The sequence below is a fragment of the Pseudomonas sp. HS-18 genome, assembly GCF_020401845.1.
Taxonomy (GTDB): Bacteria; Pseudomonadota; Gammaproteobacteria; order Pseudomonadales; family Pseudomonadaceae; genus Pseudomonas; species Pseudomonas nitroreducens.
In genome coordinates this window covers 5,999,776-6,016,224 of the sequence record NZ_CP084413.1, presented here as the reverse complement: position 1 = coordinate 6,016,224, position 16,449 = coordinate 5,999,776, and the positions used below count along the sequence as shown (strand labels likewise).

General features: G+C 62.7%; 17 protein-coding genes. All 17 read right to left on the bottom strand.

Translation table 11 applies throughout. The features are described 5' to 3' along the window. Positions 1 to 9 precede the first annotated feature (9 nt). Entirely contained in the window at positions 10 to 1,497 is a 1,488-nt protein-coding gene (locus LDJ84_RS27965; RefSeq protein WP_065086501.1) for an efflux transporter outer membrane subunit, read from the bottom strand. Beyond that, positions 1,494 to 1,967 (bottom strand): MarR family winged helix-turn-helix transcriptional regulator, encoded by a 474-nt coding sequence (locus LDJ84_RS27960; protein ID WP_065086500.1) that lies wholly within the window; start codon positions 1,965 to 1,967, stop codon positions 1,494 to 1,496. The genes LDJ84_RS27965 and LDJ84_RS27960 overlap by 4 nt, the downstream gene beginning before the upstream one ends. A 388-nt stretch (positions 1,968 to 2,355) precedes the next feature. After that, entirely contained in the window at positions 2,356 to 3,576 is a 1,221-nt protein-coding gene (locus tag LDJ84_RS27955) for a methyltransferase (RefSeq protein WP_065086499.1), read from the bottom strand. 66 nt (positions 3,577 to 3,642) lie between these two features. Then, positions 3,643 to 4,335, bottom strand: a complete 693-nt coding sequence (locus LDJ84_RS27950) for an ABC transporter permease (RefSeq protein ID WP_024762234.1) — start codon at positions 4,333 to 4,335, stop codon at positions 3,643 to 3,645. Beyond that, complete coding sequence (locus tag LDJ84_RS27945) at positions 4,332 to 5,027, bottom strand: ABC transporter permease (RefSeq protein ID WP_024762235.1); 696 nt, start codon at positions 5,025 to 5,027, stop codon at positions 4,332 to 4,334. The genes LDJ84_RS27950 and LDJ84_RS27945 overlap by 4 nt, the downstream gene beginning before the upstream one ends. Positions 5,028 to 5,082: 55 nt before the next feature. Next, entirely contained in the window at positions 5,083 to 5,835 is a 753-nt protein-coding gene (locus LDJ84_RS27940) for an ABC transporter substrate-binding protein (RefSeq protein ID WP_024762236.1), read from the bottom strand. Positions 5,836 to 5,849: 14 nt separating this feature from the next. Next, positions 5,850 to 6,623, bottom strand: a complete 774-nt coding sequence (locus LDJ84_RS27935; protein ID WP_024762237.1) for an ABC transporter ATP-binding protein — start codon at positions 6,621 to 6,623, stop codon at positions 5,850 to 5,852. 284 nt (positions 6,624 to 6,907) lie between these two features. Beyond that, positions 6,908 to 9,238, bottom strand: coding sequence for an LTA synthase family protein (locus tag LDJ84_RS27930; protein ID WP_065086498.1), 2,331 nt, complete (start codon positions 9,236 to 9,238; stop codon positions 6,908 to 6,910). A gap of 369 nt (positions 9,239 to 9,607) precedes the next feature. Next, positions 9,608 to 9,883, bottom strand: a complete 276-nt coding sequence (locus LDJ84_RS27925; protein WP_065086497.1) for a hypothetical protein — start codon at positions 9,881 to 9,883, stop codon at positions 9,608 to 9,610. Beyond that, positions 9,883 to 12,372 (bottom strand): phage tail tape measure protein, encoded by a 2,490-nt coding sequence (locus LDJ84_RS27920; RefSeq protein WP_065086496.1) that lies wholly within the window; start codon positions 12,370 to 12,372, stop codon positions 9,883 to 9,885. The genes LDJ84_RS27925 and LDJ84_RS27920 overlap by 1 nt, the downstream gene beginning before the upstream one ends. Before the next feature lie 94 nt (positions 12,373 to 12,466). Further along, positions 12,467 to 12,667 (bottom strand): hypothetical protein, encoded by a 201-nt coding sequence (locus LDJ84_RS27915; protein ID WP_065086495.1) that lies wholly within the window; start codon positions 12,665 to 12,667, stop codon positions 12,467 to 12,469. 158 nt (positions 12,668 to 12,825) lie between these two features. Further along, the gene (locus LDJ84_RS27910) at positions 12,826 to 13,734 is read right to left on the bottom strand and encodes a hypothetical protein (protein ID WP_226045625.1); all 909 of its coding nucleotides are present in this window, start codon (positions 13,732 to 13,734) and stop codon (positions 12,826 to 12,828) included. Positions 13,735 to 14,612: 878 nt separating this feature from the next. Beyond that, positions 14,613 to 15,080, bottom strand: coding sequence for a hypothetical protein (locus LDJ84_RS27905; protein WP_065086494.1), 468 nt, complete (start codon positions 15,078 to 15,080; stop codon positions 14,613 to 14,615). After that, the gene (locus LDJ84_RS27900; RefSeq protein ID WP_065086493.1) at positions 15,061 to 15,333 is read right to left on the bottom strand and encodes a hypothetical protein; all 273 of its coding nucleotides are present in this window, start codon (positions 15,331 to 15,333) and stop codon (positions 15,061 to 15,063) included. Before LDJ84_RS27900 ends, LDJ84_RS27905 begins: the two co-directional genes overlap by 20 nt. Then, complete coding sequence (locus tag LDJ84_RS27895; RefSeq protein ID WP_065086492.1) at positions 15,330 to 15,608, bottom strand: hypothetical protein; 279 nt, start codon at positions 15,606 to 15,608, stop codon at positions 15,330 to 15,332. The genes LDJ84_RS27900 and LDJ84_RS27895 overlap by 4 nt, the downstream gene beginning before the upstream one ends. Beyond that, a complete protein-coding gene (locus LDJ84_RS27890; RefSeq protein WP_065086491.1) occupies positions 15,605 to 15,850 on the bottom strand; it encodes a hypothetical protein in 246 nt (81 codons plus the stop codon). Before LDJ84_RS27890 ends, LDJ84_RS27895 begins: the two co-directional genes overlap by 4 nt. 278 nt (positions 15,851 to 16,128) lie before the next feature. After that, positions 16,129 to 16,383, bottom strand: a complete 255-nt coding sequence (locus LDJ84_RS27885; RefSeq protein WP_226045624.1) for a hypothetical protein — start codon at positions 16,381 to 16,383, stop codon at positions 16,129 to 16,131. Positions 16,384 to 16,449: the final 66 nt, after the last annotated feature.

The following is a 16,449-nucleotide window of genomic DNA, read 5'->3' as shown; positions in this document are numbered from 1 at the left end:
GTGCCTCGTTCAGTGCGCGGCGGCCGCGTTCGCCTGGGCGAGCGGGGCAGGAATGGAAGTGGTGTCGGGCTGGTAGCCACCGCCCAGGGCCTGGACCAGTTGCACCGAAAGGTCGATGCGTTGGGCGTCCAGACTGGCCAGCTGACGTTCGGCGAGGAGCAGCTGCTGCTGCACGCTGAGGGCGTCGAGGTAGTTGCCGACGCCTTCGCCGTAACGGCGCATGGCCAGGTCGAAGTTGGACTTTGCGATATCGCGGGCATCGCGCTGGTCGTCGATCTGCTGCTCCAGCGAGCGCAGCTTGCCGAGATCGTCGGTGACCTCGCCGAGAGCGCTGACCAGGGTCTTGTTGTACTGGGCGACGGCCAGGTCGTAGTCGGCGTCCTTCCCGGCCAGGTTGGTGCGCAGGCGGCCACCGTCGAAGATCGGCAGGGAGATGGCCGGCGCGATCTGGAAGAACCGGCTCGGCGCTTTCAGCACGTCGCTGGTGTGCAGAGCGGCCAGGCCGACCATCGCGCCCAGGTTCACGTTGGGATAGAACTCGGTCTTCGCCGAGTCGATGCTTTTTGATGCAGCTTCGACCCGCCAGCGCGCGGCGACGATGTCCGGGCGACGGCCCAGCAGTTCGGCCGGCAGGTTCGACGGCAAGCTCAGCGCGCCGGGCTTTAGCACCTGCGGACGCTGCAGGTCCTGGCCACGGTCCGGGCCCTGGCCGAGCAGGACGGCGAGGGCGATGCGGTCGCTGGCAATTTCCTGTTCCGCGGCGGCCAGCTGCTGCTTGGCGCTGGCGACCTGGGACTGCGTCTGTTGCAGCTGGACCTTGCTGTCGAGACCAGCGTCCATGCGTTTCTGGCTGAGCTGGAAGAGGTGCTGCGAGCGATCCAGTTCATCCTTGGCCAGGTCGCGGGCAACGAAGGCGTGGGCCAGATTGCTGTAGGCGCGGGCGACATTGGTGGAGAGCGTGATCGAGGCGGCCTGGCGGTCGACTTCGGCAGCGTTGGCCTGGCCGAGGGCGGCTTCCCAGGCGTCGCGCTGGCCGCCCCAGAGATCGAGGTCGTAGCTGAAGCTGAGCGACAGGTATTTTACCGCCGAGTAGCGACCGCCCATGGGCGCAGGAATCACGCTTTCCGGTGCGCGGATGCCGGCATAACTGGCGGTGCCCTTGACGCTGGGCATGCGCGCGGCGTCCTGCGCTTGCGCAGCGGCGATGGCCTGGCGTGCGCGGGCGCTGGCGATGTCCAGGTCTGGCGTGCCTTGCAGGGCCTCGCTGATCAGACTGTCCAGCTGCGGGTCGCCCAGGCTGATCCACCAGTGCTCGCTGGGCCAGGCAGCGGTGGACAGCGGAGTACCATCGAGGCTGACGCCAGCCTTCAGGCTGGCGGGGTCGACGGCCTTGCCACTGATGTCCAGGCCCTTGTAGCTGACGCAGCCGGACAGGCCCAGTGCGGCGACGAACACGGCGGCCGGCAGCAGGGCGATACGGAGATGGTTCATGATCATTTCTCCTGCGCCGCGCAATGGGCCGCGGCGCCGTGGGCGCGCAGGATCTTGTCGAGCAGGCCGGTGAGGGTCTGCAGTTCATCGCGGGAGAGGCCGCCGACCAGCTCGTTCATGGCTGCAGCGGCGATGCTCGGGGCTTCGTCATTCACGGCCTGTCCGGCGGGGCTCAGGCTTAGGCGCACGCTGCGTCGGTCGTTCTGGCAGGGCTCGCGGACCAGCAGGTCCTTGCGTGCCAGGCGGTCGAGCATGCGGGTCATGGACCCGCTGTCGATGGACAGCTCGCGGCACAGCTCGGCCGGGGTGTTGGCGCGGTCGTTGCCGATGAAGAACAGCACCTTGAACTGCGCGGCGGTGATGTCCAGGTGCGCCAGATGCTTGTCCAGCAGGCGATCCTTGAGGATGGCGGTGGCACCCAGCAGCTGGCCGATGGAGCCTTTGAATGGAAAATCCGCGACGTCGTAGTGATTCATGTCAAAACAGAAAGCTGCTTAGGCAGTGAAATGTTTCGAAATGATACTGCCTAGGCAGCGATTGACAAGATTAGATTGTCGCGATTACGCAACAATTCGTTCGACGAAGCGCTATTGGAGCAGGAATGGCAACAGGAATGGCTGATTTCCTACACCGCCGAAGACCTTTATGCACAAGGGGGGTAGCTTTAGGGCGCAAATCGCATATGAGATGTGATAGCAATCACGAAGTCTCATAACCCACTGTTTTTAAAAGATTAAATTTATATGTACAGAAAATGACCAGATCGCAGCGAGGCGGTCTGGGCAGTAAGGAAGGGGAGTTTTTTCCGGGGTTACGAACAGAGTTATCCACAGGGTCTGTGGGTGAAGCCCTGGAACGCCCGTCTCAGATGCGTTCGGCCAGTAATAGCAGGTTGCGAGGGGTCATCCGGGTGGCGCAGAAGGCGCCCAGGGTGGCGCGATAGCCCTGTTCCTCGAGGAATAACGCGCGATCGAGCAGCAGCCACAGCTCCATGGGGCGGCGGAACAGTCCGCGCACCAGTTCCAGGTTGCGAACCTGGGCCAGGCGTTGCCAGCCCCTGGCCTCCAGCTCCTGCCAGTCGGTGCCAGTGGGCAGGTCGAGCTCCCTGAGCGCGGCCAGGTCGCGGCAATAGTCGGCGAAGGGCTTGTCCAGCCAGGTCGGCGGCACGGAGGGAGTGGGCAGGTAGTCATTGCTGCCGCGGACTTCCCGTTGCAGCAGGTCGAAAGCCAGCCGCCGCGCCATCGAACCGTCGCGCTGGCGGCGCACGCGGGCGCCAGCGGTGACGGTTTCCGCGAGCGGCAGGCGCAGGTCGTCCCGCGAGAGCAGCAGGGTGGAGCTTTGCGCGGCGTGCGAGAGCGGCTGGTAATACTCGCTATCGATGCGGTTGTAGCAGCAGGGCGCCACGGCGAGCTGGCGGCAGCCCTGGGCGCTGGCCAGTTGCAGCAAGCGTACGTGCAGGTTGCCGCAGGCGTGCAGGGCGACGGCGGTGCGCTCGGTCTGCAGGTGCTCGCGGACGTCCGGTGCGAGCACGTCCTGCTGGTGATGCCGGGCGTGAAGCTGAAGCCGGTCGCTCAGGCGCTGGCCGTCTTCCACCAGGGCATGGTTAAACTCCAGGCTCAGCAGCGGCTTGCCGTCACGCGCCAGCAGACGGCCCAGATGGCCTTTACCGGCGCACCAGTCGAGCCATTGCTGCGGTGCTTCGGCGAAATCCAGGCGGCTGGCGAAGGCTTCGATCTGTTGCCACTTGCGGCCAGGCACATCGACGGTCAGCTGGTTCGGCAACTTGCCCAGCGGCGTTGCCGGGAGTTCGCCGACGACGGACAGCTTTGCGGCCGTGGCAGCCAATGCCGGGAAGGGCGCGGGGGCGTCGAGCTGCTCGGGCGCGTTGTGCACCGCCTCGGCGTCATCGAGGCTGCGGCTTCGCAGCCAGGCGGCCAGTTCGGGGTGTTCGCGCTCCCAGGCCAGCTCCAGCGCCGTGAAGGGTTTCGGCCGCCATAGCGCCTGATGGTCCAGCAGGAAGCCGTCCAGTGCCAGGAAGCGCTGGAGCAGGTCGGGGCCGGTCAGGGGAGTGTCGTTCGAGAGCACGGTGCGAAGCGGGAGAAAGCCACGGGGCGCGCATTATAGCGACCCCGTGGGGGAACGGCGCGCCGGTCAGCGGCCCTGCATGGAGTCGACCTTCAGCCAGCGTTCCAGCAGGCGGAAGATGCGGGTAAGCAGGAGGGTGATGACCAGGTAGAACACCCCGGCGAGGCAGAAGAACAGCATGGCCTCGTAGGTGCGCGCGATGATGGTGCGGGTCATGCCCATGATGTCGAACAGGGTCACGGTGTAGACCACGGCGCTGGCCTTGAGCATGAGGATCACCTCGTTGCTGTAGGCCGGCATGGCGATGCGCGCGGCGCGCGGCAGGATGATGTGGAACAGCGCCTGGCGGCGGGACATGCCCAGCGCGCGGGCGGCTTCCACTTCTCCGACCGGGATGGCGTGGATGGCGCCGCGCAGGATCTCCGCGATGTAGGCTGCGGTGTGTAGGGTCATGGTCAGCAGGGCGCACCAGTACGGGTCGCGCAGGTATGGCCAGAGCGGCCCCTTGCGCACGCTTTCGAACTGGGCGAAGCCGTAGTAGACGATGAACAGCTGCAGCAGCAGCGGTGTGCCGCGGAAGAAGAAGATGTAGGCGTAGGGCACGGCGCGTACGTACCAGTGCCGCGAGGCGCGGGCGATGCCCAGCGGTACGGCGAGGCACAGGCCGGCTACCACGGCGATGGCCAGCAGCTCCAGGGTCAGGGTGGCGCCCTGAAGCATCTTCGGCAGCCATTTGAGGATCAGCTCGAGATCGGTCATAGCTCGTTCCTCACGAAGCCGCGGCCGGCGCGTCGCTCAAGGAAGTGCAGGGCGGCCATGATGAAGACGGTCAGGCCCAGGTAGATGAAGGCCGCAGTCATGTAGAAGGTGAAGGGTTCCTTGGTCGCGTTGGAAGCGACCTGGGCCTTGCGCATGATTTCGTCGAGGGTGATCAGCGAGACCAGCGCGGTGTCCTTCAGCAGAATCAGGTAGAGGTTGCCCAGGCCCGGCAGCGCCACGCGCCACACTTGCGGCAGGACGATGCGCCAGAAGATGCGCGGAGCGGAGAGGCCCAGCGCCTGCCCGGCTTCGCGGTGGCCCTTGGGAATCGCCAGTAGCGCGCCACGGAACACCTCGGTGGCGTAGGCGCCGAAGCACAGGCCCAGGGCGCAGGTGCCGGCGGCGAAGGGCGACAGGGCGAATTCGGGGTAGCCGAACAGGTCACCGATGGCGTTCAGGCCGGCCACGGTGCCGAAATAGATCATCAATACCCAGAGCGTCTCGGGTACGCCGCGCACTACGGTGGTGTAGAAACCGCCGAGCATGCGCAGGAAGCCATTCTTCGAGGTCTTGGCGACGGCGCCGAGCAGGCCGAGGATCAGTCCCACGCAGACTGCGGCGAGCGAGAGCTTGAGCGTCATCCAGGTGCCGGCGATCAACTGATCGCCAAAGCCGTGCAGGTCGAAAATCATGGGGAGTCACGCCTGAAGGCGCGCGCCGCCCGGCAAGGGCGGCGCGGCACGTGCATCAGTAGATGCTGAAGGGGAAGTACTTGTCGTTGATCTTCTTGTAGGTACCGTCGTCGACGATTTCCTTCAGAGCGGCGTTCAGCTTCTCGCGCAGCGGGTCGCCCTTGCGCACGGCGATGCCGATCTTGTCGTTGTCGAATACCGGCTCGCCCTTGAACTCGAAGTCCTTGCCGGCGTCGCTCTTCAGCCAGTCGTACTGCACGAACTTGTCGGCCAGTACGCCGTCGAGGCGGCCCGAGGACAGGTCGAGGTAGGCGTTTTCCTGGGTGTCGTACAGCTTGATGGTGACGACGTCGGACATGTTGTCCTCGAGCCAGGTACCGGCGATGGTCGCGCGCTGCGCACCGATCACCTTGCCTTTCAGGTAGCCCTTGTCGGTCTTGAAGTCGGTGGACTTGGGCGCCACGAACTGCAGCTTGTTGGTGTAGTAGGGGTTGGTGAAGTCGACGGCCTGCTTGCGTTCGTCGGTGATCGACATGGAAGCGACGATGAAGTCGAATTTCTTGGCGTTCAGGGCCGGAATGATGCCGTCCCAGTCCGAAGTGACGACTTCGCATTCGGTCTTCATCTTGGCGCACAGCGCCTTGCCGATGTCGAGGTCGAAACCGACGACCTGGCCGCTGGCGTCGATACCGTTGAAGGGCGGGTAGGCGCCTTCGGTACCGATGCGCAGTTTGTCCGCGGCGATGGCCTGGCTCCCCAGTGCAAAGGTGGCCGCGATAGCCAGAACGATCTTCTTATAGTTGTTCATGCAGTGATGCTCCGTTAGCGGTGGCTGGACATGAATTGTTTACAGCGTGCCGATTGCGGGTTGTCAAATACCTGCTGCGGCGGTCCCTGCTCTTCTACCAGGCCCTGGTGGAGGAACACCACCTCGCTGGAAACCTGGCGGGCAAAGTTCATTTCGTGGGTCACCAGCAGCATGGTGCGACCCTCCTCGGCAAGCGCGCGGATTACGTTAAGCACTTCCTGGACCATTTCCGGGTCCAGTGCCGAAGTCGGCTCGTCGAAGAGGATGACCTTGGGTTGCATCGCCAGCGTACGGGCGATGGCGGCGCGCTGCTGCTGGCCGCCGGAAAGCTGTGCGGGGAAGCTGTGGCGCTTGTCGGAGATGCCGACCTTGGCCAGCAGGGCCTCGGCGATCTCGGTGGCTTCGGCCTTGGTCTTGCCCAGCACACGGCGTGGCGCCTCGATGATGTTGTCGAGGATGCTCATGTGCGGCCAGAGGTTGAAGTTCTGGAAGACGAAGCCCAGTTCGCTGCGCAGGCGATTGATCTGCTTGCCGTCCGAGGCGACCAGCGAGCCATCCTTGGATTTCTTCAGCTTGAGTTCTTCACCGGCAACCAGGATCTGGCCCTGGTGGGGGTTCTCCAGCAGGTTGATGCAGCGCAGGAACGTGGATTTACCGGAACCGGAGGAGCCGAGAATGGAAATCACATCGCCGTCGCGGGCGGTCAGGGAAATGCCTTTGAGCACTTCCAGGTCACCGTAACGCTTGTGCAGGTTACGGATTTCCAGTGCGGGTATGGCCGTGGCCATAGGGGGCTCCTCTGTTGTTATTCGGACGCTTTCGCAGCAGGTCACTGCAGAATCGGGGCCATCCTGGCGAGGGGCAACCTAACATGCACTCCAGGGTGCGCCAAGCGCCCATCTGCCGCGGTCGTCGGCTGTAGTGGCAAGTTGTCGCATTGCCGCTCGGCGTTGTCGCCTGGGCTGAACTAGCCGCGCCGGAGGAGGGTGTCCGATGGTGGCGCGGGCGCGGGATAGTGCCAGTTTAGGCCGGCAGTTAAAAGTCCGGCGGCCACTGGGGCCGCCGGTTCGGGTTACTGCATCATCTGCCGCAGCTGCGGATTCGGATCTTCCAACGCCTCGGCGGGCGTAATGTCGTCCTGGGACTCCGGCGGCTGGCTGGCCATCAGATTCGGGTGGCCGGACAGGCGCGGGACCGGCAGCGGCTTGGCGTCGGCCAGGCCGGTACCGCCGGCTTCGGTGGCATTGATCGTCGATTTGCGTGGCTGGGTCAGCACGTGGAAGTCGGTGATCTCGATGACGCCCTTGCCCTCGGCCAGCAGGTGGAAGGAGAACGCCTTGCGCGCTTCCTCGTTGTCGAAGCCGAAGGTCACTTCCAGCGGCTGGTTGCGTTTCACCAGCGGGAAGTCCGGCATCTGGATCGGCACCGGCTTCTCGAACGAGCGCGTCTTGAGTGTCACTTTCGCACCCTTGGCGTCCATCTGGATCGCCCGGATCTTCAGGCTCACCGTGGTGTGGGTGTTGGCCGGGAATTCCAGGTACTGCGCGCCGATCAGGTTGTCGGTGTACTCGTTGTCGATCTGCGGCTTCAGGCGGATGCGCTCCTTGGTCGCGAACTGGTATTCGCGGGCCGACTGCGCATTGACCACCGACTGGTCGAGGATGTCCGCGCGAGCGGTCATCAGACGGGCATCGCGGCCACTGAAGCGCCCGACGAACTTGGCGCTGTCAGCGATGAAGCCGTCACTCTGGTAGCGCCGGCAAACCTGCTGGAAGTCACACTCGGTGAAGTTGCCCTTGCCGTCGTGGTAGCGCTGCATGCCGTTGGTGAACGTCACCATCTCGCGCCCGTTGCTGTATTCGCGGAACAGGGAGCGGCCGGCAATATCCTGCGGCGCCTTGATGGCGAAGTAGTCGAGCACCGAGGATTCCATGTCGACGTGTCCGTAGACGCCAGCCTTCACCGGCGGGAGCGCGGCCTGTTCCGGTGCAAGAATCAGGTTCAGGCCCCAGGCCGAGGCAAGGCGTACGTTGTCGATGCCGTGGGATTCGTCGGAGGTGACGATCACCAGGGTGTCCTTGAGCACGCCTTTCTCTTCCAGGCCCTTGAGGAAGGCATCGACCGCGTCGTCGAGGTAGGCGACCGCTGCCTGGCGCGGCGTCGGGTACTTGGCCAGGTACTCCGGGGTGGCCGAATACGGCTGGTGGGTGCCGACGGTGAGCAGGGTGAGCATCCACGGCTGTTTCTTCTGGCGCAGCTGGCCGACATAGTCCAGCGCACCCTCGAAGAAGGCCTTGTCATCCATGCCCCAGGCGAACTCCAGGTAGGGCTTCTTCTTGAACCAATCGCGGCCCAGGGTCTTGTCGAAGCCCATGGCCGGCATGACCTTGTCCTTGGCCATGAAGCGCAGCCCGGCGCCCTGCAGGAAGTGGGTGCTGAAGCCGGCCTGGTGCATCTGCGCCGGCAGGCATTCGGCGGCGCGGGTCGGATTGCCCAGCAGCTCGACGCCCTTGGGCGTGCCGTTGTCCAGCTTGCTGTAATCGCCGCAGAGCATGGCATAGAGACCGCGGATGGTCTGGTGGCTATGCACTACGTAGTCCGGGGTGGTCATGGCGCGCTCGGCCCAGGTGCTCAGGCGCGGCATCATCGATTCTTCGTAGCTGCTGCTGAGCGCGGCCCGGTTGGTGGCCACGTAGGCGCCAGGAATACCTTCCATGGCGATGATCAGCACATTCTTCGCCTGGCCGCGACCGGCCAGCAGCGGCGTCCCGTTGAGGTCGTGCTGGGTCAGGCCGGTGACGTCCGGGCGGACTTCCGGAAGGTCGCGGTCGCGCCAGTCCTGATAGGCCATCTCGCCGCTGGTGACAGCGCGGGAGACAAGCTGGTGCGGCAGGTTGAACTGCTTCCACATTTCCGCATCGCTGGGCTGGAAGTACTGCACGGCGGCATGGCTGGCCAGCAGGACCGCCGGCACGGCATAGGCGTAGCGCGGCAGCGGCTTCTCGCGGCGGCGCCAGAGCAATGCGCTGAGCAGGATGCCGGCGCCGATCAGGATCGCCAGGTGCAGGTGGTTGAGGCCGCCGCCCTCGGTGGAGTTGGCGACGAAGGTCGGGTCGGCGAGGAAGTGCAGGTCTTCCGGCGCGGGCATGCGGCCCACGGCGCTGACCAGCTCGGCGGTGCCGATCACCGAGAGCGCCCAGACCAGCATCACCGGAATCGCGATGAACAGTCGTCGATTGTGCAGCGCGACGACCAGCAGTGTGCCGAGTGCCAGGTCCGACAGGTAGCCCAGGGCGGAGCTCCAGCCAAGGCTGTAGCGGCCGATCAGCGGGATCAGCAGGAAAAGGGCAGACAGAGAAACCAGGTTGCCCCGGGAATTCCACCAGCTAATGAGTTTGCGCACAGTGACTCCGCTACCAAACATCGAATCCCGGAGGGTATCCCACTCAAAGTGTGGAAATCGTCCGGATGGTCATGATTCTGAAAGATCGGTGTGCTATGTGCCAGTAGACACTGAACTTAAGCAAACATTCGATACGAATCGTGGGAGCGTGCCGGGGCGGGGGAGTGACTTGTTCGGACGGGAATGAAAAAGCCCCTGAAATCTCTCGATTTCAGGGGCTTTTCGGAAGGCTTGGTGCCAGGGACGGAATCGAACTTTTCCCTACAGGCGTTGGGCTGCAACGACTTCGCTGTTCATTCGCTGTGATCTACTCACAAATCTACTCACATTTGTGAAAGTTACACCTTGCATGGGGTGCAAGGCGGCCCATTACTGAGTACCCAGCCGGCGGCGATCAAGCTCTTCGCGCATCCATTGGCTGATGCTGTCCTCACCTGGCACATGGGCCTCGCGGTATTTCATGTTCACATCGTCGGAGTTCGCGGCGATGATCCGCACAAAGCCGCCAGCCGGGACGACTGAAATAACCCTGGTTCCACTAGCCACACATACCTCTATCTCTAGCGGGCCAGGATTGTTGTTCGTGAATGTCCAGATGACGCAGCCGTTAACGTTCTCGTCGGTTATTTCAGGTGGATTACTCATCAGGTGTATCTCTCCGAATTGTTCACAATTCTGGCGATTTGGCGGGCAGCCTTGGCGTTCGCTGCTTGCTGGCTTCTGGCGTCGGTGGTGGTTTGGTAGAAGTTGTTCGTGATGCTGGAGTTGCGACCACCGCCGTTTGCCATACCGGCCTGAACTCGTTCAAGGGTTCTGTCCAGCTTCGCACTGGTCTCAGCGGTGGTGACGCGCTCGCCCTTCTCCAAGTTCCAGGTGCCGGAGACGGGCACCTTGTCGATGCCGTCGTGGGCCATCCCTGCGAGGGCAGACGTGCCGACGGCGATGGCGACAGGCTCGGTGATCGCAAGGGCGGCGGCCATTGCACCAGGGGCCAGGGCCGGACCCACGATTGGGATAGCCGCTGTGGACGCGAATGCGGCAAGTCCGGCCTGCAAGGAGGTTGCCTGTGCGTTTGCCGCCATGGTGGCTGCTGCGCTCATCTGCGTGGTGCGGCCAAAAACGAGCTGGATGGCCTGAGCCACCAACCACTGCGCAGCCATGTCGGCAATTGCCTTGACGATGGTTTGCCCGATAGTGACCGCCAGGTTGCCCAGCGAATCACTCAACGTCTCGGTGCCGGTGAAAACGTCGTAGATGCTGTCGCTAAGTGCGCTGGTGGCGCCACCCAAGATGCCAGTGATCGCATCCGCGGCGATCTGGTAGTGGTTCTCGGCGCTGTCGACGTAGTTCTGGAAGGCCTCATCTACCCCTTTCATCCAGTCGGCCTGGGCTTCGTCAGCGCGTTCGTAATAGCCTTCCTGAATCTTCAGGCGCTTTTCCATCGCGGCCTGGATGATCTCGTTTTCCTCGTCGTACAGTTCCTTCGTAATCTCGCCGGAGTTGTACTGCTCATTGAGGTCAGCAAGCTTCTCGTTGTAGGTCTGCTTGATCTGGAGCATTTCCTGCAGACGGCTCCGGTACTTCTCCCCCATGCCGGCGCCGGCCAGGTCTATATCCAGACCAGCAGCTGCGGTGCTGTTCTCTTGATCAAGATTTGACCCAAATGCAGCCGCCTTAGCAGCGTCCTCGTTCGCCTTTTTCAGCTTCTGCAGGCGGTCGAGCTCGGCGGCCAGGCCATTGAGGCGTTCCTGCTGCTGGGCATTGATGCCCTTCAGTTTGCCCGACTCGATCTCGAACTGAAGCTTGGCGACCTCGGTGGCATCCTTGCGCTTATCGACCTCGGTGTTGATCAGGGCGATCTGCCGCTCGTAGCCGGTCTCGGCATCGTCGAAGCGCTTCTGCAAGGCCTTGGCGGCCTGCTCTGCCGCCTTCGCGGCGGCCTGCTCTTCTTGGGTGGTCGCACGGAAGGTACCCGGCTTATTGCTGAGCTTATTCAGCTCATCCATCACCCCGGCAATCTGCTTCACGAATCCGTTCGTGCCGCCCGTTCCGGCCTTGTCGATATTTTCGATGTAGCCAGCCCACTTCAGGGTTTCCGCCCGAAGGTCTTCACCAACGCCCTCAGCCGTAGATTTGATGCCATCCCAGTTCTTGGCCAATCGAACGCCGAGGGCCGCCGGTCCCATAGCAAGATCAGTCCAGTCGGCATCCTTGAAGCCGGAAGCAGCCACTGCGGCAGCACCACCGATTGCCTTTCCCATGAGGTCGAACGCACCCACGGCTCCTACGGCGGCCTTCGCCATCCACTTGATCGTCGTCACCACCGTCTCGCCAACGGTGACCATCACGGTTCCCTGCTTCGATACTCCGAAGAGATCGTCTGCAAAATCACTCAGTACCGGCAGGAGCTGAGAAACCAATTGGTTTTTGAGGCCCGCTGTACTCTGCTCGATCAGCCAGGTCGCGGCCTTCAGTTCATTTGCCGACTTGATCGTCTTCTCATCCATGATCGCGCCGGCAGCTTCGGCCGCATCGCCGAGCATGGTGAAACCTTCTGAATTGTTCCGGAGCAGCGGCAGCAGAGAAGTTGCGTCACTGGCGATTGCCTCCATGTAGAAGGTCATGTCGGCCTGACTGACGTTCGCCTTCTCCAGGCTATGGACGTAAAGGCCGAGCGCCTGCGGGCCGGAAAGGTTACGGAAATCGTCAGCGGTGACACCGACCTTCGGAGCAATGTTGGTGAAGAAGTCGGCGAGCGCGCCGCCTCCAGTGTTTAGGAAGTCACCTACCTTGTCGTTCACGTCCTTGAAGATGTCGGCAAGTTTCTCTTGCTCAATCCCCACCACCTTTGCACCAGCCGCGTACTTCTGGAATTCGGTGGTGCTGGTGTTGGCCACGCTGGAGAGATTCGAAATCTCTTTCGCCGAATTGATGGCGCCGACGGTAATCGCGCCCAGCGCAGTTACCCCGGCTGCGATGCCGGCACCAATTGCCACACCTGCAGCCTTGGCGTTCTTCTCAACCTCCTTACGCCACTTCGCCGAGCTGCGCTCGGCCGCGTCCATGCCCTGGACGAAGCCGCTGACTTTTGCTACGAGATCAAGAGTCAACACCCCCAACGACTTGCTGGCCATGGCGGCCTCCTAGAAACCTGAATTCTGTGGAAATGGAAAAAAGGGTTCGGGCGCGGTGTCCGAGGGGGGAGAGCTGAACTTTCTCCCCGCCCCGTCAGTAACCCGGATTGACCGCGGGCGGATTGGCCCGCAGATGCTCCAGGGCGTCTGTCGGGCTCATGCCTTTTGCCAACAGCTCGTCGATCTCACGGCGCAGGCGCTCGCGCTGGGTGACCTCATGGAGCAGGGCGCGGGCGTGGGCCAGATGATTGAGTGCGCGCTGGACGTGCTTGGGCAGTTCGTTGGTGGTGGTCATTGGTTCTCTCCCGAGTATTGGTAAAAGGCCCGCCTGGCGCGGGCCTAGTGCCTGATCACTGCGATCCTCCTTACAGCTCAGGCTGCGGCGGTTTTCTTGACCGTGGCACTCACCGCTAATCCACGCCGAGCCCGTCGCGAGACAGGCCCGGTCTGCTATCAGCTGCTGGTGGCGTCTTCCAGGTCCACCAGGTAGATGGCTTGGCCATCGAGGACTTCCAGGCCGGCACGCAGTTCACCCAGGATCAGCACCAGATTGCGGGTGAAGTAGTCCTTGTGGCTGTTGCTCACCATCACGTTGGCGGCCTCACGGTCCAGGACAGTGTGGTCCTCCAGCTTGCTCATCACCTTGGAGCGGATCACCAAGTCGATTTGGCTCTGCAGGGCGCCGTTGTCAGACAGAACCTGCTTGGACGCGGTGGTGTGGCCGGCCACGGTGATGACGTCGGCACGGACCAAGGTGCCCTCGAAGTCCAGTTCAGATTTCTCGTCGCCTTCCTTGACCTGCTGGGCAGCATCGCCGGTGACGTTCAGGCGGACGTGCTCAACGGCATCGCTGGTGGTCGGGCGGGACGGCAGCACCTGGATCAGGCTCAGAGGCGGCAGTACCGGGCCGACGATGCCGGAGCGTTCCGGGTTGCTCGGCATGGTGCTGCTGTTCGAATCGCCGCGGCCTTCGGTGACGATGGCGCGGATGCTGGCGCTGAGCTTGGTACGAGCGGTGCCGTGGTTCCATTCCTTCAGCGCGGCGAAGGCGGTGGACTCACCCAGGGAGCGGACGACCTCGCCGGACACGTCGCGCAGGGTGCCGTGCTGACGCTGTTGGCCGTCACCACCAGCCAGGAAGGACTGTTCCAGGGCCAGCAGTCGGGAATTCACTTCAGCGCCGTGCTGCTTGATGGCTTGGTTGCTTTCGGTGAAGGCCTTGAGGGTTTCGCTCAGGTCATTCCCCAGGGCGCTGACCTCTTCGCTAATGGCCGCCAGAACGCGGGGATCGGCAGCGCCGCCAGCATTCAGATGGGCGCGCAGTCGGCTGGTTCGAGCAGCAACGGTCTCATGGGTGGGCATATCAGGGACTCCAGTCAGATAGGGAGATGGGCTTTCACCCGTCCCGCCAGCGCCAAGCATGACGGAGCCCCAGCGCCAAGCATGAGGCTATGGCAACCAATCTACGCGCGCGCCAATCCCCTGATCTACTGGTGGTTTTTGGTGTTTGTCCCGTACTGTCCCGTACCGTTTCAGAGCCTGGATTCATCCGACGAACGGTATTGGTGGCGAGCATTGAACAGATCGAGATACCCGGAATCCCGGGGATTTAAATCCCTCTGATCAGAGGGATTTAAAGGTGAGGTGGGGTCACTTTTGATACCGGATTTTCCGGTATCAGCCATCGTCACCAGGCGTACACGTTTCGTGCTGGTAAAGCCGGGATTCCGACCTTTAGGAAAAGGGGAGGATCTGCCCACTTTCCAATCCGGGGCGGAAACCCGGAAGAAACCCAGCCGGTTAGCACTGGGTTCCAAGTTTCGTTTGAAACGGCAGTTCGGAAGGGTAGCATTTGAAACGCGGACCTTTGGGACGACTGGCGGCCGGTTGGCCCTCGCTTCCTTTTGAAAGGGAAGCGAGCCCCTCACTGAGACCAAATCGCCACACTCGGAAAGCCTGGTCCGGCGCTGAACACGTTCCAGGAACGGGTAAACCTGCGCCACACCCTGTCCCGCGCAGGAATCTGCAGTCAGGTCGGACGAAAATCAGAGGTCGGAAATTTCGAGTCGTCGGGCCGCGCGCACTTCTGAGCCCTCTTTGGAGCCCTTTCCAAGGGCAGTAGATTGGAGATGGCCATGGCTGCGCCCTGGTATATCTAAGAAGGAGTACAGTTTCTGTACCAAGTGAAACCCCTCCATCGGTACAGTTTCTGTACCCATGAGCGTGTTTTTCATGGTCCGTCAGGCCTCCATCGGTACAGTTTCTGTACCCTGTCGGTACAGTTTCTGTACCGGGTGTTTTGCTCTTTCGAGGCTGAATTTCCGCGGCGGGGTGGTGGTCGGCGATAGCTCGATCTTTCCATCGCACGGATCGATGGGGCGCCAGGTGATCGCGTACAGCGCGCAGCAGCCACCTGGCTTGATGAACCTGCCTTCCCGGGTGCGCACGATCAGATCGCGCTCCTGGAGCTCTTCCAGGGCCTTGGCGAGGGTGGCCTTGCTGCCGATACCCCATTCGCTAGCGCTGGCGAAGGTGGCGCTGAGGTCGCCGTTGTTCGCGCCGCGGTACTGCCGGAGCAAGCCCAGCAGCACCTTGAGCGCGCCACCTGATAGTGTCCGGAAGTCTTCGCTGTCCATCACCGCGTGGGGAATGGCAGCGAAGGTTCCGGATTCTCGGCGGCCCTTCGACTTAGCGAGGGTTCGGGCCACTGGCACCGTCCTCGTACTGCTGGACCTTCTTCAGATGCTCTTCGAACCGCTCGCCGGTTTCACACAGGCCGCCAGCAATGACCTGCAGAGCAGAGAGCAGGCCGCCGAGCTCGTACTCGCGGAGGAACGCTTGATTGGAGTCATCGGACTTGCGACAGATGTCTTCCAGGATCAGCTTGCCGATAGTGTCGATGGCGTAACCGGCGTCGCGCATGAGCTTTGCCGACTCATGGCCGAGGGGATAGACAGTCATTGCTCATCCTCCTTCTCCGCCACGTCGAGCTCGTTTTGCATGTCCCTTGCCCGAGTTTCCGAGTAGGTGCAAAGTTCGTTGGCGAGATAGCAGGCGAGGCCAGCCAGATCGCGAGCATGCGACACGCGAGCACCGAGCAACGCACTTCCACCCTCCAGTGTGTTGTCGATGGCGCAAGCCAGCGCGTTGAGCCAGCGAGCCTGCTCCACGCAATAGCGGGCGTGCTCGATTGCATCAAACGCTACCAAGGAAATCTTCTGAGATTGAGTATTCATTTGGCACCGCCTTGCGCTTCCAGAGCGGCGGCAATCTCTTCACAGGCATCGGCCCAGGCATCCCCTTCCAGGTTCTCCAGCCAATCGCAGGCGTTGGGCTGGGCTTCAAGGGAGCGCTGGATAGCGCGGTGGTGGTTGTAGCGTTTGAGTCGAACGGCGAGGGAGGTATTGCTGTGCAGAGCAGCAAGGGCCATTGCCCGGTGGGCAGAGGCGCGTGCTTTGGACTGATTGCGGGTGGTCATGGATGACACTCCTGTGTAATTGGAGCTGCCACCGCTCGCGGCCAAGCGAGTGAGGGAGGCAGCAGTACGCGGGTTGGCCGACCGGGTACACAGGCTCCCGGCACACCCGAAGGTGTCCCACGCACTGCTGCCATAACACGGCATTGCGGACGCAAAAAAAGCGCCTGCAATGGTGTGTTGGGCGCTGGTGCGCCTGTGTATATTCGACCGGCCAAGGTCGGTCACGGGATTTACCGTGACCACCTCACGATAGCGGGAGGAAGGGCTGAGCGCAAGAGTCATGCGGCAGCCCTCCGGTTGATGGCCATCATCGCCAGCGCACGGTGGGCACGCTTGAGCTGGGATGCGGGGATGCTATAGCGGATGACGTCGCAGCCTTTGCCCCAGCGGGTGGGCACGCGCTCAGGCTGGCGCTGGAACTCGATGCCCCAGTTGTGGGCCAGAGCGCTAATGGTGGAGTTAAGGCAGTGGTCGCCGATGCGCTCGGCTTCGAAGCGATTGAGGGAGCCGCCGGCCACCAGGAAGGCGAGCACGCGGCTCAGCTTGGTGGGAGCGTTGGCGACTGTGATAGTATTACGTTGCGAATTTTGAGGGCTGGC

Bases quoted from the DNA above. Each gene is read 5' to 3' on its own strand.
- LDJ84_RS27965 (WP_065086501.1), bottom strand. From the start codon at position 1,497: ATGATCATGAACCATCTCCGTATCGCCCTGCTGCCGGCCGCCGTGTTC.
- LDJ84_RS27960 (WP_065086500.1), bottom strand. From the start codon at position 1,967: ATGAATCACTACGACGTCGCGGATTTTCCATTCAAAGGCTCCATCGGC.
- LDJ84_RS27950 (WP_024762234.1), bottom strand. From the start codon at position 4,335: ATGACCGATCTCGAGCTGATCCTCAAATGGCTGCCGAAGATGCTTCAG.
- LDJ84_RS27945 (WP_024762235.1), bottom strand. From the start codon at position 5,027: ATGATTTTCGACCTGCACGGCTTTGGCGATCAGTTGATCGCCGGCACC.
- LDJ84_RS27940 (WP_024762236.1), bottom strand. From the start codon at position 5,835: ATGAACAACTATAAGAAGATCGTTCTGGCTATCGCGGCCACCTTTGCA.
- LDJ84_RS27935 (WP_024762237.1), bottom strand. From the start codon at position 6,623: ATGGCCACGGCCATACCCGCACTGGAAATCCGTAACCTGCACAAGCGT.
- LDJ84_RS27925 (WP_065086497.1), bottom strand. From the start codon at position 9,883: ATGAGTAATCCACCTGAAATAACCGACGAGAACGTTAACGGCTGCGTC.
- LDJ84_RS27920 (WP_065086496.1), bottom strand. From the start codon at position 12,372: ATGGCCAGCAAGTCGTTGGGGGTGTTGACTCTTGATCTCGTAGCAAAA.
- LDJ84_RS27915 (WP_065086495.1), bottom strand. From the start codon at position 12,667: ATGACCACCACCAACGAACTGCCCAAGCACGTCCAGCGCGCACTCAAT.
- LDJ84_RS27910 (WP_226045625.1), bottom strand. From the start codon at position 13,734: ATGCCCACCCATGAGACCGTTGCTGCTCGAACCAGCCGACTGCGCGCC.
- LDJ84_RS27900 (WP_065086493.1), bottom strand. From the start codon at position 15,333: ATGACTGTCTATCCCCTCGGCCATGAGTCGGCAAAGCTCATGCGCGAC.
- LDJ84_RS27895 (WP_065086492.1), bottom strand. From the start codon at position 15,608: ATGAATACTCAATCTCAGAAGATTTCCTTGGTAGCGTTTGATGCAATC.
- LDJ84_RS27890 (WP_065086491.1), bottom strand. From the start codon at position 15,850: ATGACCACCCGCAATCAGTCCAAAGCACGCGCCTCTGCCCACCGGGCA.